We start from the raw sequence: 14,210 nt of genomic DNA on the forward strand, positions 1-14,210 counted from the left end.
GTTCCCGTGTTATGCCTGTAATTCCGGGAAACGCGCCGTTTTCCGGACGGCGCCGTTTTTATCGATCAGCAGGAGATCCACATCCGGCAAGTGCGCGGCAAGTGCAAACGCCTGGTCCGCTCCCATGACCATGAAGGCGGTGGAAAGACCATCGGCCAGGATGCCGGTCGGCGCCACCACCGTGACACTGGCCAGCGCCGGAGGCGAGTCGCCGCTGGCTGGATCGAAAATATGATGATGGACGAAGTCTGAACTGAAAACCGTTGCATAGTCCCCCGATGTAGCCACCTTGCGGCCATCCATTCCCACTCTGGCCGAGATTGCATCGACTTGCCTTGGATGGCGAATACCCAGACTCCACGGCTGACCAGGCGTCTTGCTGCCAATCGAGCCGAACTCGCCAGTGTCCAGCAGCGCATGCCGCACGCCTCTTGCTTGCAAAGCCTCCAGCGCCAGATCCACCGCATATCCTTGCGCCAGCCCATTGAGCGTAATCGCCATACCCGTCGTGTGCAATCGCACTTGCTGCTGGCGAACCTCAAGCCGCCGCCAGTTGACCAGCGATTTGGCAGCGGCTATTTCTTCCGGCGCGGGAAGCGCGCTTCTGGATCGGGCCTCGCTGAATGCACGCCACAACGGTTGCACCGTGATATCGAAAGCACCCGCCGTCAGCATGGAAAGTTGCTGCGCGAACGCCAGCACATACAGCAGATGGCGATCGGGCGCATCCACGATGCCGTGCCGATTCAACTGGAAGACCTGGCTGCGCTCCTGATACAAACTCATCAGCGCATCGATTTTCTTGACCTGCTGTAAGGCGTCCTGAATCGCTGCCTGCGCCGATAGTGCATCGCCATGCAATACCTTGATAGTCACTGTGGTGCCGAAAGCCAGATCCGAACCTGAATACAGTGCCAATCCTGGGCCTGGCCATGAAGAACGGTGCAGCGGATTGGGCAGTGAACTGACGCTCGCCATGCCAGCCAGACCCGCCAGTGCGCCCAAACCGAGGGAAGCCGATAGTAATGTACGTCGCCGCATCGCAATGCCCTTAAGGTGTCAACTCAGTAGTCACATCAGTAGTCACATCCTGGATTGGAATGATTCTGGCGCGTTTCTTTTCCAGCATCAGCGGCGCGCATCTTGCATCGCTGGCATGAATCACCATGCACTCCATGCACTGGAAACATTCGTCATATTGGATATTTCCAACGGGCGTGATCGCCTGATAGGCGCATTGATAGCGGCAAGTCTGGCATGGCGTTCCGCACTCTTTGCGGCGCGGGAGCCAGTTCAGAATTCGAAAACGTCCCAGCACTGCAAGGCCGGCACCAAACGGGCACAGGAAACGACAAAAGAACTTGTACACAAACATGCTGGCGACCAGCAGGCCCAGCGCATACGCGACAAAGGGCAAGGAGCGCACGAAATTCAGGGTGATGGCGGTCTTGAACGGCTCCACCTCAACCAAGCGGTCCGTGATATTGGATGAAAAAAATGTGCTGGCCAAAATCCCCGCCAGTACCAGGTATTTAATCCGTTTCAGCCGGCTATCTGTTTGTGGCTTGAGCCTGATTTGCGGGATTTTCAGCAGCGTGCCGATTTTGGCGGCAAATTCCTGCAGCGCGCCAAAAGGACAGAGCCAGCCGCAAAATGTCCCGCGGCCCCAGATCACCAGCGAGATGCACACGAACACCGACAAAGTCACCGTCATCGGGTCGTATAGAAAAAAACTCAGGCTGCGACCAGCAATCAATGCCTGCAACACACTGGTAAAGTTGACGATGGACAATTGGCCCTGCGCATACCAGCCGATGAAGAACAAGGTGAATAACAGGTACATATTTCTGAATGCGGCGAAACGGCGCTGCTGCGCGACTAGTCTTTTTTGCCATGTCAGTGCCAGCGACAAGAGTGCCAGACCGATCACCAGTACGGCGATTTCACCCCGCCTGTCGCGCCAGATGCCGCCCCAGGATTTATTGTCGCCTTCCGGCACAGTATAAAAGCGTGCCGGGAGCTTAAAACTGAAGGTGAAATCCCGGGTGATTTTCTCTGGATAGATGACTCCTTTGGTGCGCGTTACCGGCAGCACGAAATCGAGCGGTCTGGATGGGTCCAGCCCTGCCTGGCTGATGATCCTGAAAACGGTGACCGACTCCATATCCAGAGCAGTACCTTGATCTGCCTTCAGTGCAAGATCGAGGTTCAAGTCCCGCATCTCAATCGGCAATTGATCCTGCTTCAACGCTATCCGATCCGGCGTGGTGCCGCGAATGAAGTCGTCACCAAGAATGCTGTAGCGCCCTTTCGACATCACCAGAATGGCTTGATCGCCCGGCTCCAGCCGCTCTTGCAGCTTGTTCCAGGCAGTCTCGCGCAGCAGATTGCGGCCGATGCTCGGCACCGACACATAGGCCATATATACATCAATGAACGGATCTTCCGGGTGCGCGATGGCGTCTGCATCGAGCCCGCTGCCGTTGGTCCCAACGAATTTCTTTTCGACCTCGGCATTGCCCAGCACTAGATGCTTGATCAGGCCGGCATCGATCAAATCCTTGACAGTGTGCGATTCCAAAATATCCGGTTTGATCCGCGCCATCAAATCCGGGTCACGGCCTTCGGCGAAACCGAGTTTCTTGCGCGCTACCTTGAGTGCGGAAGACAGGATGCTTTGGTTGATGATGCGCACCGATGCGGTGGCTTTCGAGACGCCGTCCAGTTGTGCGGTTGCAGCCGATGCACTCTTTACGCTATTGGAGCCGGTCAATATTTTGATGCTTTGCTTGAGCGACAGGCTCTTATATTGGCTGACGAAAGAATGCAGCGGGCCTTCGCCCAGACCATCGAGAAACACCGGCTCATGTTGCGAGATGACGCTGACATCCAGAAAATTGCCTTTCGGATCGAGTGCAATCAACAGATTGATCGGCACTCCGGAAAAACCGGGAATGGGCGCCAGATCGATCGATTCGAAAACATAAGCCACCAATCGATTTTCGGTTGCGTTCTGCTGGAAGATGGGCCACACCTGGATTGCCGCATCTTTTTCACCGACGATATAGGGCACTGGATATATTTTTACCAGTTCCGCGCGCGTCATGACTCCGGCCAGCGCGGCGGAAGCAGCCAATAGGCACCATAAAAAACTCATGCATTGCCAAAGCAGCACTGCGGATAAGTACCGGGAACCCGTGTTCAGCGAAAATAAATAGTGTGGGTGAATCTGATTTTTCATGCGCACGCCTGAATAGATATACCGGCTATTTTCTTTCGATCAATTTGATGTATTACGCATGATCTGTGCCAATACGGCATTCAGGCACTGCAGCGCCGATGTTGTTTCGATCGCATCTGCAATCATTATTTTCGATGTGTCATGCAATGGAACAACAGTTTCAGATTGGAGCAATCGGCCCCTGCGTAGCAGGCTGGCGCAATTGCTGGTACCGCGCGACTTGATGCAAAAAATGATGGCCTGTATTTTGCTAGTTCATCCCTAACACTTTTGCAATCCAACCACGCAACGCGCATTCCGGCATGGAATGGGCTTTCATCTTCTGACCTGGAGTACATCATGAAACGCAATCGCTTGGGCTTGCTCACTCTGGCCGTAGTTTCGGCCTTGATCGCAGCACCGGTAGCCAGCGCTGCCGAAGCTACCGCAACCAAACACCTGGGCGCGATTGAGCGCTCCGAAGCCAAGCGCGCCACCGGGCTGCTGGAGCGCGCGGTTGACTCCCTGCAGAAAAATGGCCCCGAAAAATCTTTCGCCGCCTTCAACGATCCCAAGGGTAGTTTCGTCAACGGCGCTTACTACGTTTTTGCGGTGGGACTCGATGGCTTCATGCACGCCAACGGCGGCTCAATGATTGGACTGGCAGGCAAGAATCAGATTGACCTGCGCGATGCTGCCGGCAAGCCTTTGATTCGGGACTTGCTGGAGCAGGCTCAAAATAACCCAACCGGCACCATTGAATATCGCTGGCTGAACCGCGTCAGCAATCACGTCGAAAGCAAGGTCAGCCAATACCGCAAGGTGGGGAAATATATTGTCTGCGTCGGTTACTACACACCGCGCGCCTCGATGGAAGAAGCGCAGGATTTACTCGACAAGGCAGTCGCATTCCTGAAAAAATCAGACGGTAATACCGCATTCGCAGCCTTCAATAACCCGCAGGGCGGCTTCATGCATAACGATCAGTATGTATTCGTGATCGGTATCGACGATGGCAAATACCGCGCATCCGGCGCATCGCCGCAGCTGACCGGCATGGATGTACGCGGCTTGCGGGATGCCGCCGGCAAAGCACTGATCGAAGACATGATCACCATGGCAAAACAGAAGGGCAGCGGCAGCGTCGATTACGTGTGGCGCAATCCGGCTACCAACGCGGTGGAGCCGAAGCATTCTTTAATCCAGCGCGTAGACAAACTGTTGCTGGGCGTCGGTTATTACACCAAGTAGCGTTGGCTGCGACTGGCGCCAGCGCTGCAATGACGCCTCGCATTCAACATATGAGTATATTTTATATTCACAATAAACATATGCGGTAAATGCCATTAAAATTGCAATACTCCATGTTTTTTATAGATCAGAATCGCATTTATCCGGGCCAGACCTTGCGCATTTCGCCGCTGGCTGCATGATCTGAGTCTTGTCTGAATCTTGTCTGAATCTGGTCCGATTCCCGCTGCCGCTTGCGTGTGCTGCAAATAAAAAAAGCCATCCCGCGGGATGGCTTTTCGCAGTTGCCTGCGCTTAGAACGCGTGCTTGATACCGACATTCAGCAAGCTGGTGTTGGTGTCGGACGCAGTGCCGCCGGCCACCACGGTAGTACGCAGACTGGCTCCCGCATCTGCCCTGGCATAGGCTAATTGACCATACAGCGTGGTGCGCTTGGACAGCGCATATTCGTCGCTCAAAAGAAACGTCGTGGTCTTGTCTGCGCTGTTATTTTTATCCTTGCCCAAATAAGCTGCAGCGATGACGGTGTTGTTAGATGCCGTTTTCCAATCCACCCCTAAACCAAGCACACCTACTTTGCTGGTCTCGACGAAGTTTGCATCTTTATTCACGCCCCGCAGGTAGTTCAGTTTGCCGGTGAAAGCGCCGATGGTATAACCGGCGCCCACCGTATAAATACTGCTGATCCGGTCGGAAGTGTTGGGCTTATTGGTGGACTGGTACGCGGCCGACAATGAAACCGGGCCGGCGTGGTAGGTGGCGCCCAGGGAAACCACCGCACCGTTACCTTCGGACACGCTATAACCGCCTGCAACACCTACCGGGCCAATCGTATTGCTATACGAAATGGCGTTTTGCAGGAATACGCCGACATCGTTGTTGCCGTTGTTACCGGTGGTAAGTGCGCCCGAGTTGTAAGCCCATGAATACAGGCCAGAGAAATTTTCGCGCAGACCGCGAGGATCTGTCGCAGCAAATGCCAAAATTGCAGGGCTGTACTGGTTGCCTAAAGTCACCGTGCCGAAGCTGGCGGACGAAATCCCGACGTTGGATTGGCGACGGAACAGGCGCGGGTCCGATACGCCGGTATCGGCATAGAAGTGACCTTCAAGATGAAAGCTTGCTTTCAAGCCATCGCCCAAATCTTCCGAACCGCGAAAGCCCCAGATGCTGGGTGAAATACCGCCATTCGCCAGGGAAGTCGAAGAAGCACCGGCTTGTGCATGATTTTGCGTCGATAAACCCAGATCCAGATTTCCATACACCGTAGTAGAAGTCTGTGCCGCAACAAAACCTGAAACCAATGCCAAGACGGCACCTGCTATTAATTTTCTTTTCATCGAATGCTCCAATATCGTTTGATTAAATCGCTACCGATTTTCCAGGCACCTGCCTATCACCTGAAATAGATGGAAATGGGTCAAGGTCTCCTCTAAATTTTCTTGGTATCGTTCAATGCATCAACTGTTTGATGCACGATGTCAAAGGCAAAAGGCATGCCTGATGGCAAAGAAATCGGTTTATGCCTGTGCGTCACGCAAGCAATCGCGGGCGATCGCAGATGCAAAACGATCGGGACTGTAGCGCCTGTATAAAATCGGATCACATGGAAAAAATTCTGCGCAATTTTCGATCGTTTCGAGTGCCGCTCAGATTGATTTAAAAATGGCATGAGCAGTCAACGAAACCATGGCAGGTATTTTGCTTATAGCTCTTTACGGTTTATTGCCATCCAGAAAATTACTTGATACATATCAGTTGGCAAAGAACCGCAATTCCAACAACGATAGAGACAAACCATGCCACCGCTTCGCCACTCCTTACGCCATCCTTTGCGCCTGACCCTGTTTGCGGCTATTGCCGCGGCCTTTGCGCCGCTTGCCAGCGCTGACGACAGCAGCGCCGAATACCCCGCAGCAGAAGTCAAGACGCTCGCGCCCATCGTGGTCACCGGCAGCCGGTTCGAACATTCCAGTTTCGATCTGCCAGCTTCAGTTGATGTGCTGAATCGAGAACAGATCACTGCAGGTCAGGCCCGGGTCAATGCGTCGGAAGCGCTGGCGGCGGCGCCCGGATTGGTGGTGCAGAACCGGCAGAATTACGCCCAGGATTTGCAGATATCGTCGCGCGGTTTCGGTGCGCGTTCCGCTTTTGGCGTGCGCGGCGTGCGCCTGCTCGCCGACGGCATTCCCGCCACCATGCCGGACGGCCAGGGTCAGGCCGCCACCTTCAACCTGGACATGGCCGAGCGCATCGAAGTATTGCGGGGCCCCTTTTCCGCCCTGTACGGCAACCATGCGGGCGGCGTAATCCAGCTTTTCACGCGCGACGGACAAGGCGCGCCATCAGTTGAAGCCAGTGTGCTGGGCGGCAGCAACGGCAGCTGGAAAACCGATCTCAGCGCCCAGGGCAAACCGGGCGCGGTCGGTTATGTGCTGGATGTATCACGCTTCAGCACCGATGGCGCACGCGACCATAGCGCCGCCACCCGCGACCAGGCGTTCGCCAAAATCACTACCCAGCCCGATGCCGACAGCCGCCTGATGCTGGTGGCCAACGGGCTGCGCCAGCACGACACGCAAGACCCGCTCGGCGTAAGCTGGGGCACCTTCCAGCGCGACCCACACGCCGGCGAGATCGACCCCACCGATACCCAGAACCCGCGACGCACCTTTGCCGAACGTTACAACACCCGCAAGAGCATCGACCATCAACAAGTAGGCGTCAGCTACCAGCGGCGCTTCGGCGCGGACAGCCTGCAGTTGACCGCCTATGCCGGCAACCGCAAAGTCACCCAGTACCAGTCTTTTTCCAAAGGCTTCCAGGCACCTGCCAGCCACTCCGGCGGCGTAGTCGATTTCGACCGCAGCTTCGGCGGCGTTGACCTGCATTGGACCAGCGTAAGCCAGCTCGGCAGCGGCAGCCTGACCAGCACCGTCGGCCTCGACTATGGCCGCTCCAGCGACGATCGCCAGGGTTTCGAGAATTTCATCGGCAACCAGTTTGGCGTCAAAGGCCGGCTGCGCCGCGACGAAACCGATACCGTCACCAGCCTCGATCCGTATCTGCAAACCGAATGGCAGAGCGGCGATTGGGTGCTCACTGCCGGCCTGCGCCACAGCAGAATGCGCATCGCGGTGGACGACCGCTTTATCAGCAATGGCAACGATAGCGGCAGCATAAATTACCGCCGCACCACGCCGGTACTCGGCCTGCTGTACAAGGTCACGCCGGCGCTGAATTTGTATGCCAGTGCGGCGAAAGGATTCGAGACGCCGACGCTCAACGAGCTGTTCTATTCCGGCAGCGGGGATGGCTTCAACTTCAACCTAAAACCGGCGCATAGCACCCATATTGAAGTAGGCGCCAAGGCATTGCTGGGCAGCGCTACGCGGGTCAATCTCGCGCTATTCCAGGTGCGCACCGACGATGAACTGGTGGTGGACGCTGCCAGCGGCGGACGCACCAGTTACAAGAACGCCGGCGCAACCCTGCGCCAGGGACTCGAATTGTCGCTCGACACTAGCTGGAAACACGGCTTTTCGGGCCGTCTCGCGTTGACCGGCCTGCACGCCGTCTACGACCAGAGTTTCAATAACGTGCCGGCCGGCAAAAAAATACCGGGCGTGCCAAAAGCCACCTTGTACGGCGAACTGGCATGGAAAGATACGCCTTCCGGCCTGAGCGCCGCAATCGAAGCGATAGCCAACAGCAAGGTCTACGTCGAAGACAGCAACACCGAAACCCCCGCCCCCGGCTATGCGGTCGCCAACCTGCGGCTCGGTGCCGAGCAGCAGGTCGGCGTCTGGCGACTGCAGCAATTTGTGCGGATCAACAACCTGCTGGACCGCAATTACATCGGCTCGGTAATCGTTGGCGACAACAGCAAGCGTTTTTACGAGCCGGCGCCAGGGCGCAACTGGATGCTGGGAGCCAGCGCGCAATACGTGTTTTAGAGCCGGTCTGGCTTAGCGGCCGGCTTCCTGTGCGGCGGCCTGGTCGCGTTGCAAGTGCCCGATCAGGGCTTGCTGGTCATCACGATTGCCCCACTGGTTGAAATACACCAGTTCTTCGATTGGCAGTCGGGGTAGCCATCCAGCACTTTCCAGTTCCGGTTTGGCATAGAAATGGCTGACGTAGCCGACGCACAGATAAGCGATGGGGGTGATGCGCTTCGGAATTCCCAGCGCTTGCTGCAGTGCGGCCTGGTGGAAAATGCTGACCCAGCCCACACCCAGACCCTCGGCCCGAGCGGCCAGCCACAGGTTTTGTACCGCACATACGCTGCTGTACAAGTCCATGGTCTTCATTTGGGTACGTCCGACTACCACTGGACCGGTGCGCTCGCGGTCGCAAGTGATGCAAATGCCGACGGGCGACTCCAGAATCCCTTCCAGTTTCAAGGTCCGATAGACGTTGCGTTTGTCTTCTTCGAACATTTCTGCTGCTTCGGCATGGGCTATGGCAAAGGCATCGTGCACCCGGCGCTTGACCTGGTCCGACTGGACTACCAGAAAATTCCAAGGCTGCATGAAGCCGACCGATGGCGCGTAGTGGGCGGCGGTCAGGACGCGACTCAGTACCGCATCGGGAACCGGCGTCGGCAAAAACTGGCCGCGCACATCGCGGCGGGAAAAAATGGCGTGATAGACCGCGTCACGTGCTGCGTCTGTAAAGGCGTGTGTATCCTGGATGGCTTGCGCCGACATTGTTTTCATGACATTCCCCTAGCGTGAAAAAAAATGCGCTGCCTGGCCGTGCAGCTTGATAATTTTCAGGCCGGTCTTCTGACTCGGATTCATCTGAACCAGGCGCCTTCCCGGCATACGCCAGTGGCATCTCGCCTGGGTCATCCTCCTTACAGCGTTGGGCACGTGGCGGAATCACACCGCCTTCCCGATTCTCCCCTCGCCTTGCAGCGACGGGCACCTGAAGCCGCCATCTTCGAGGTGAAGCAAGGATTGTGTCAAGCCAACGCGTTAATTCTTCTTAACAGCAGTTAGTAGGGCGGGTGCAACCCGCGCTGCTAATCTCTATAGCGTCACGGTGTGGGTTGCACCCGCCCTACCTGGCTTAGAAAACTTCTTGCGGCTATAAATATACTGGATAACGTATATTTTATTACCGCATACAAATAATGCGGAAAAGCACATTTTTATATGCATACTCCCGCATAAATGATAAATCAAACAAGCAGGTCGGCGCTGACTTTTTTTCTGCGTTTCTGTCATTTTCCGTACAAGACGGCTTATTTCAAATCCGCCTGTTCGCTATCGCTGCTTGGCTCTCCGGAGCACAAGAAACCTTATCTTGCGCCCCGTCGCCCAGTCTTAGAACTTGACGTTCAGAGCCGTGTAGATCGAGCGCCCCATGCCTGGAACCGGCACTCCATATGTCATTGGCCTTTGGCCGACATACGCGCCGCCCAACGGTGATGCGTAGAGTTTGTTCAACGCGTTATCCACACCAATATCGAGGCGGACTTGCTTCCATTCATAGCTAGTGCGCAGATTCAACAGGCTGTAGCCGGCGGTCTTGAGCTCGTTCCTGAGTTGCGATACGTTGGTCTTGCCATCGACAAACTGGCCTTCGATGGTGTTGGTCCAGTTGCCAACACGTTGCACCACAGCCAATTTCGCATTCAGCGGCATGATGTTGTAGAGATTGTCGCCGGTCGTATTGTTTTTGCCGTTGACATAGTTCAACATGCCCGTCGCAGTGAAGCTGCCGTAATTACTATTCTTAGCCAAAGGAATGTAACCGGACACATCGACGCCATACAGGCGAGCAGTTTGGTTGGCGAAGCTGAGGTTTACAAAGCCGTCGGTCCGGCTGGGGCAAGTTTTGCCAACGGTAGCGCAGGATGCGGCATCGATGTAATTCTCGACGTGCGTGTAGTAAGGCGTAACGTTCAGCGCCCATTTTTCCTGAGCCGCATCGTGCCAACTGGCGGTGGCGCTGATGGTGTTGGCTACTTCCGGTTTCAGAGCGAGGTTGCCGACATAACCATTGGCATCGCCAAACCAGTTGACCATGTTCATGACCATTTGGTTGTTGGTCGACCAGGCAAAGCGCTCATACAGATTCGGCGAGCGGCTCTTGCGGGCAAAACCGGCTTCGAAGGTGCTGCCGGCATCCGGCGTGTAGCGGGCCAGCGCGGTCAAATCGATGTTGTTGTCGGTCTTCTTGCGATCAGCTGCATTGAATGCCGCGTAAGTAGAGGGTGGATATATGGTCGTGTTGTAACCCTGGACGCTGCCGGTGTTCATCGTCATGGTGCTGCTGCGTATGCCCAATTGGGACTGCCACCGGGGACTCCAGCGGGCTTCCCATTCGCCGAACAGATCGAAACGGTCGCGCTGGCCATCGTTGATATTCCAGAACTTCCCGCCTTTCATCCCTTGCATTGGGCCGCTGACAAGCGGAGAAATCGGGTCCCACCAGTCGTTCAGGCGATAGCGCTGATATTCACTGCCTACCCTGAGCGTGTCGCGCTCGGATAGAACTATGTCGGCTTTGAGCAAGGCGCCGGTGGTTTTCCCCTCGGTATCCATAGGCATACCGGCCAGGTTCATGGTCTGTAGCTTATCTTCGAGAAAATTCATCTTGTGCCGCGTATTTTCGTTGTATACGCGCGCTTCCAGAGTGCCCCACTGGTATTGGCCGGCATAGCGAAGATTGATCTGTTCGCTGTCATTGCCGGTCATGTCCATGCGCTGATTCGGGAAGCCCTGATAAGGAATGTGCTGCAGCCCCAGCTTCAACTCAAGCATATGGTTTTCGTGGCGCAAAGCGACTGCGATTGCCTGATTTTCCGATTTATAGCTTGAGGAACCTACTTCATCACCCGCTAAAAAAGAACGGGTGCCAGCAGACTGCGCAGCTGCCTTGAAGTCCTTTGCAGCCGTATAGTTGCCCGCTTCTATCGTGGAACCGGTATAGATCACACTCAAATTTTCGTTTGCGATCGTGGCTGAAACATTTGCGCCTTTGGCGTTGCCATTGCTGCGATAAAAAGTGCCGGCTTGTCCTTTGAGCAAAATGCCCTCACCCGGCTGGGCAAATTCCGGTGCCGCAGAATTGACCTGGATCGTGCCGGCAATGCTGTCGCCGCCAGCACTGACGGGTGTGATGCCGGCGAACACTTTAATGCTGCCGACATTGGTCGGATCAATGTAGGAAAGCGGCGAATTCATGTGGTTGGCGCAGGCCGAAATCAAGTCCATGCCGTCAACTTTGATGCGTATGCGGTCATCGGCCATGCCGTGGATCGCCGGCAGGCTGGACACGCCGCCTGCACCGTAAAGGCTGAGGCCGGGAATATCTTTCAGAAGATTCGCCGTATCGCTGTTGGATGCACGCATCGGCGCCAGAATCGCGGCGTCGAGACTGGAATTGTTCGGCTCCACCATTTTGATGGACGACGCATTGACGATGACCTCTTTCATGACCGGTACCTGTGGTGGTTCTGGCGTCGGATTACTCTGTGCGATGGCGGTTTGCCACACAGCGGACAAGGCAAGGGTGACAAACGAAGGAGAAATACGAGAAGGGAAAATAAGAGAAGGAGAAATAATTTTTTTCATGTTGGTTCCTTTTTAGAGTTGACATGCCGCTACTCTTCCGCCAGTCATCTGGCAGAAAAATCAGCAGTATTTAAAATCAATCAGGAAGCAACAGGTGGCGCGCGCGAATGGGCTACTGCCCAGGAAAATAGGGGATGCGGAGATTGGTAAAACAAAGGCGGCATCAGACCCTGTTTTGCCGGCAAGGCAAAATGGGTTGCGCCAGGGGGAAGCAGAAATAGGGAACCATCGTGCGGCAAGCAAAACGGACAGTGACCGGATGCAGAGAGATTTTCTTCCTGACCGCCATTCAACTTCAAGGGCGCATCGGATGTTTTTTCTGCGGGTACGGAGATCAGTTTTGTGCCATGCGCAGTGCACACTTCCATCAAAAAGGATGACGTGCCAGAAAGCGCCGACATGGTGTGCATCGCGTATGACATGGACGGCGCAAGCGCATTGAGCAGTATCGCAAAGCATGCGATCCATATCGTCAATCGTCTCGGCTTGTGCAAGTTCAGCATGGCGGCATTATAACTATGATGACATGCATCACAGCAATTAAATTACCAGCCATTCAGGGCAGGCCAGCTCCCCCGATTTCATCCCCGCTCTTGATGCTACAGAACCCGAGAAAGTCTGTCGGATAGAGCGATTCCCGTATCGCGATTAATACTCGGATATAATATTTTCAATGGGAAAATTATTCAAACGAAGACAGCTACGGGTCTGGATCGCATGTTTTGCGATACTGCTCAATGCGCTTGCGCCTTCGATTTCCTATGCAATCTCAGTACTCAATCAGCAGTCTGGACAATCTTCATCATGGATTGAGATTTGTACTGTAGGCGGCCCGAGATTCATAGCAGTAGCGTCTGACAAGACGCACGATACGGCACCAGCGGAGATTGTCCATCAGTCCGCGCACTGCCCGTTCTGCCTGTCGCACGCAGGCACCTTTGGATTGCCGCCTCCTCCGACAACACCATTCGCCGTTTTCGGCGGACATGATCTATTCCCCTCTTTTTTCTATAAATCGCCACAGCCTTTGCTTTCCTGGTCTGCGGCGCATCCACGCGGCCCTCCTATCGTTTCCTGATTTGTCTCTGAATGGCTTGACTGGCTTCGCATTGGCGCGAGACCGGCCTATCTCGCTTGCCTTTAAAAACGCATTGCCTTTCATTACCTGGTCATTGCTATTTCGCACGGCATTCGTGAAAGGAAAGGGCAAGATGCGCAGGCACCTACAGAGCGCTCACAACACTATCAAAACAATGCCAGCGCATGGCATCCGCACTGCGGAGACGCCAAAAATGTGCCCGACAACATGATCAGTAAACGTGGATTTGACATGAAAAAAATATTGCAATGGATACGCCGTTTCAATCAACCGGACAATTGCGGCTGGAAGCGGCTATCGCACACTAAAGCAGCGCTATCAATATCGGTTTTGCGACACGCATCGTCGGAGAACAATTATGCGTAATGACCTGATGCACGCAAAAGCATCGCCCTTTCATCGTTCAGAAAGCCGGAAGCGTTGCCAACAGCACTTTGAGGCATGCCGGACCAAATCCTTTCATCAAGGCGAGCAAATATATTGTGCCCGCACATCTGGAATCGCTTGGCGTGTGATCAGTGGATCGGTGCGCCTAAATCGCATCGCTAACGATGGAGAGTTGCGGTTCGCAAATTTGGCAGTGGAAGGCGACGTGATTGGTACCGAGACCTTGCTATCTGGGCGATATGAATTTCTGGCCGTTGCGCTTTCTGATTGCGAACTGGCGCCTTGGCCGGAAGGGTTATCCAGTGTGTCAAAGGATTCTCTTTTGCACATTCTGGCTGCCGCAGAGCGTCGGACCGCGGATGTTGTTGCATTACGATCAGGGCTCGCAATTGATCGAGTGATGCGGCTCATCGGAATGATTGCGCAGCGTGATGAAAATCAGGAATTTTGTTTTGCATTGCCGAAGGGGCAGGATTTTTCGGAAATCACCGATCTTACGAAGGAAACTGTTTCCAGAACTATTTCTAGTCTGAAACATGATGGAATTTTGCGAAAAAAAGAAAATCCTGGTCACGCCGTCCATCGAAATTATATTTTTAGCGGAAGTGCCGCATTGCCGGGAGCGGGCTCGGCACCTGCCCAGTATTAACTGGAGTATATTTTTTA

General features: G+C 54.8%; 11 protein-coding genes and 1 riboswitch. Of the genes, 5 read left to right on the forward strand and 6 right to left on the reverse strand.

Features of this window, described 5'->3' with window-relative positions; translation table 11 throughout:
- Positions 1 to 9: 9 nt before the first annotated feature.
- The gene (locus tag KGFNPO_RS15180) at positions 10 to 1,041 is read right to left on the reverse strand and encodes an FAD:protein FMN transferase (protein WP_472632073.1); all 1,032 of its coding nucleotides are present in this window, start codon (positions 1,039 to 1,041) and stop codon (positions 10 to 12) included.
- A 10-nt stretch (positions 1,042 to 1,051) separates the two neighbouring features.
- Positions 1,052 to 3,157, reverse strand: a complete 2,106-nt coding sequence (locus KGFNPO_RS15185) for a 4Fe-4S binding protein (RefSeq protein ID WP_472632074.1) — start codon at positions 3,155 to 3,157, stop codon at positions 1,052 to 1,054.
- 423 nt (positions 3,158 to 3,580) lie between these two features.
- On the opposite strand from KGFNPO_RS15185, the gene KGFNPO_RS15190 reads away from it, so the two are divergent.
- On the forward strand, positions 3,581 to 4,471 hold the full coding sequence (locus tag KGFNPO_RS15190) for a cache domain-containing protein (protein WP_472632076.1): 891 nt from the start codon (positions 3,581 to 3,583) through the stop codon (positions 4,469 to 4,471).
- 294 nt (positions 4,472 to 4,765) lie between these two features.
- Here KGFNPO_RS15190 and KGFNPO_RS15195 read toward each other — a convergent pair whose 3' ends face one another.
- Entirely contained in the window at positions 4,766 to 5,812 is a 1,047-nt protein-coding gene (locus KGFNPO_RS15195; RefSeq protein WP_472632077.1) for a porin, read from the reverse strand.
- Between the two features lie 459 nt (positions 5,813 to 6,271).
- On the opposite strand from KGFNPO_RS15195, the gene KGFNPO_RS15200 reads away from it, so the two are divergent.
- On the forward strand, positions 6,272 to 8,428 hold the full coding sequence (locus KGFNPO_RS15200) for a TonB-dependent receptor family protein (RefSeq protein ID WP_472632078.1): 2,157 nt from the start codon (positions 6,272 to 6,274) through the stop codon (positions 8,426 to 8,428).
- Between the two features lie 12 nt (positions 8,429 to 8,440).
- On the opposite strand, the gene bluB is transcribed toward KGFNPO_RS15200, so the two are convergent.
- From bluB to KGFNPO_RS15215, 3 genes are all read right to left on the reverse strand, one after another.
- Positions 8,441 to 9,190 (reverse strand): 5,6-dimethylbenzimidazole synthase, encoded by a 750-nt coding sequence (gene bluB, locus KGFNPO_RS15205; RefSeq protein WP_472632079.1) that lies wholly within the window; start codon positions 9,188 to 9,190, stop codon positions 8,441 to 8,443.
- A gap of 42 nt (positions 9,191 to 9,232) precedes the next feature.
- Positions 9,233 to 9,420, reverse strand: a riboswitch (cobalamin riboswitch).
- 382 nt (positions 9,421 to 9,802) lie between these two features.
- Positions 9,803 to 12,058 carry a TonB-dependent receptor gene (locus KGFNPO_RS15210; protein ID WP_472632080.1) on the reverse strand — a complete coding sequence of 752 codons (2,256 nt, stop codon included), beginning with the start codon at positions 12,056 to 12,058 and terminating at the stop codon, positions 9,803 to 9,805.
- 80 nt (positions 12,059 to 12,138) lie between these two features.
- Positions 12,139 to 12,480, reverse strand: a complete 342-nt coding sequence (locus KGFNPO_RS15215; RefSeq protein WP_472634503.1) for a DUF2946 family protein — start codon at positions 12,478 to 12,480, stop codon at positions 12,139 to 12,141.
- Here KGFNPO_RS15215 and KGFNPO_RS15220 point away from each other — a divergent pair.
- From KGFNPO_RS15220 to KGFNPO_RS15230, 3 genes are all read left to right on the forward strand, one after another.
- Positions 12,413 to 12,574 carry a hypothetical protein gene (locus KGFNPO_RS15220; RefSeq protein WP_472634552.1) on the forward strand — a complete coding sequence of 54 codons (162 nt, stop codon included), beginning with the start codon at positions 12,413 to 12,415 and terminating at the stop codon, positions 12,572 to 12,574. The two genes, KGFNPO_RS15215 and KGFNPO_RS15220, sit on opposite strands and share 68 nt — an antisense overlap.
- A gap of 157 nt (positions 12,575 to 12,731) precedes the next feature.
- Positions 12,732 to 13,136, forward strand: coding sequence for a DUF2946 domain-containing protein (locus tag KGFNPO_RS15225; protein ID WP_472632081.1), 405 nt, complete (start codon positions 12,732 to 12,734; stop codon positions 13,134 to 13,136).
- Between the two features lie 379 nt (positions 13,137 to 13,515).
- Positions 13,516 to 14,193 (forward strand): Crp/Fnr family transcriptional regulator, encoded by a 678-nt coding sequence (locus KGFNPO_RS15230; RefSeq protein ID WP_472632082.1) that lies wholly within the window; start codon positions 13,516 to 13,518, stop codon positions 14,191 to 14,193.
- The last annotated feature ends 17 nt before the right edge of the window (positions 14,194 to 14,210 follow it).

The organism is Gelidimonas diazotrophica (genome assembly GCF_055694025.1).

Excerpts from the sequence above, each read along its gene's own strand:
- KGFNPO_RS15180 (WP_472632073.1), bottom strand. The coding sequence starts at position 1,041 with ATGCGGCGACGTACATTACTATCGGCTTCCCTCGGTTTGGGCGCACTG.
- KGFNPO_RS15185 (WP_472632074.1), bottom strand. The coding sequence starts at position 3,157 with ATGAGTTTTTTATGGTGCCTATTGGCTGCTTCCGCCGCGCTGGCCGGA.
- KGFNPO_RS15190 (WP_472632076.1), top strand. The coding sequence starts at position 3,581 with ATGAAACGCAATCGCTTGGGCTTGCTCACTCTGGCCGTAGTTTCGGCC.
- KGFNPO_RS15195 (WP_472632077.1), bottom strand. The coding sequence starts at position 5,812 with ATGAAAAGAAAATTAATAGCAGGTGCCGTCTTGGCATTGGTTTCAGGT.
- KGFNPO_RS15200 (WP_472632078.1), top strand. The coding sequence starts at position 6,272 with ATGCCACCGCTTCGCCACTCCTTACGCCATCCTTTGCGCCTGACCCTG.
- bluB (WP_472632079.1), bottom strand. The coding sequence starts at position 9,190 with ATGAAAACAATGTCGGCGCAAGCCATCCAGGATACACACGCCTTTACA.
- KGFNPO_RS15210 (WP_472632080.1), bottom strand. The coding sequence starts at position 12,058 with ATGAAAAAAATTATTTCTCCTTCTCTTATTTTCCCTTCTCGTATTTCT.
- KGFNPO_RS15215 (WP_472634503.1), bottom strand. The coding sequence starts at position 12,480 with ATGTCATACGCGATGCACACCATGTCGGCGCTTTCTGGCACGTCATCC.
- KGFNPO_RS15225 (WP_472632081.1), top strand. The coding sequence starts at position 12,732 with ATGGGAAAATTATTCAAACGAAGACAGCTACGGGTCTGGATCGCATGT.
- KGFNPO_RS15230 (WP_472632082.1), top strand. The coding sequence starts at position 13,516 with ATGCGTAATGACCTGATGCACGCAAAAGCATCGCCCTTTCATCGTTCA.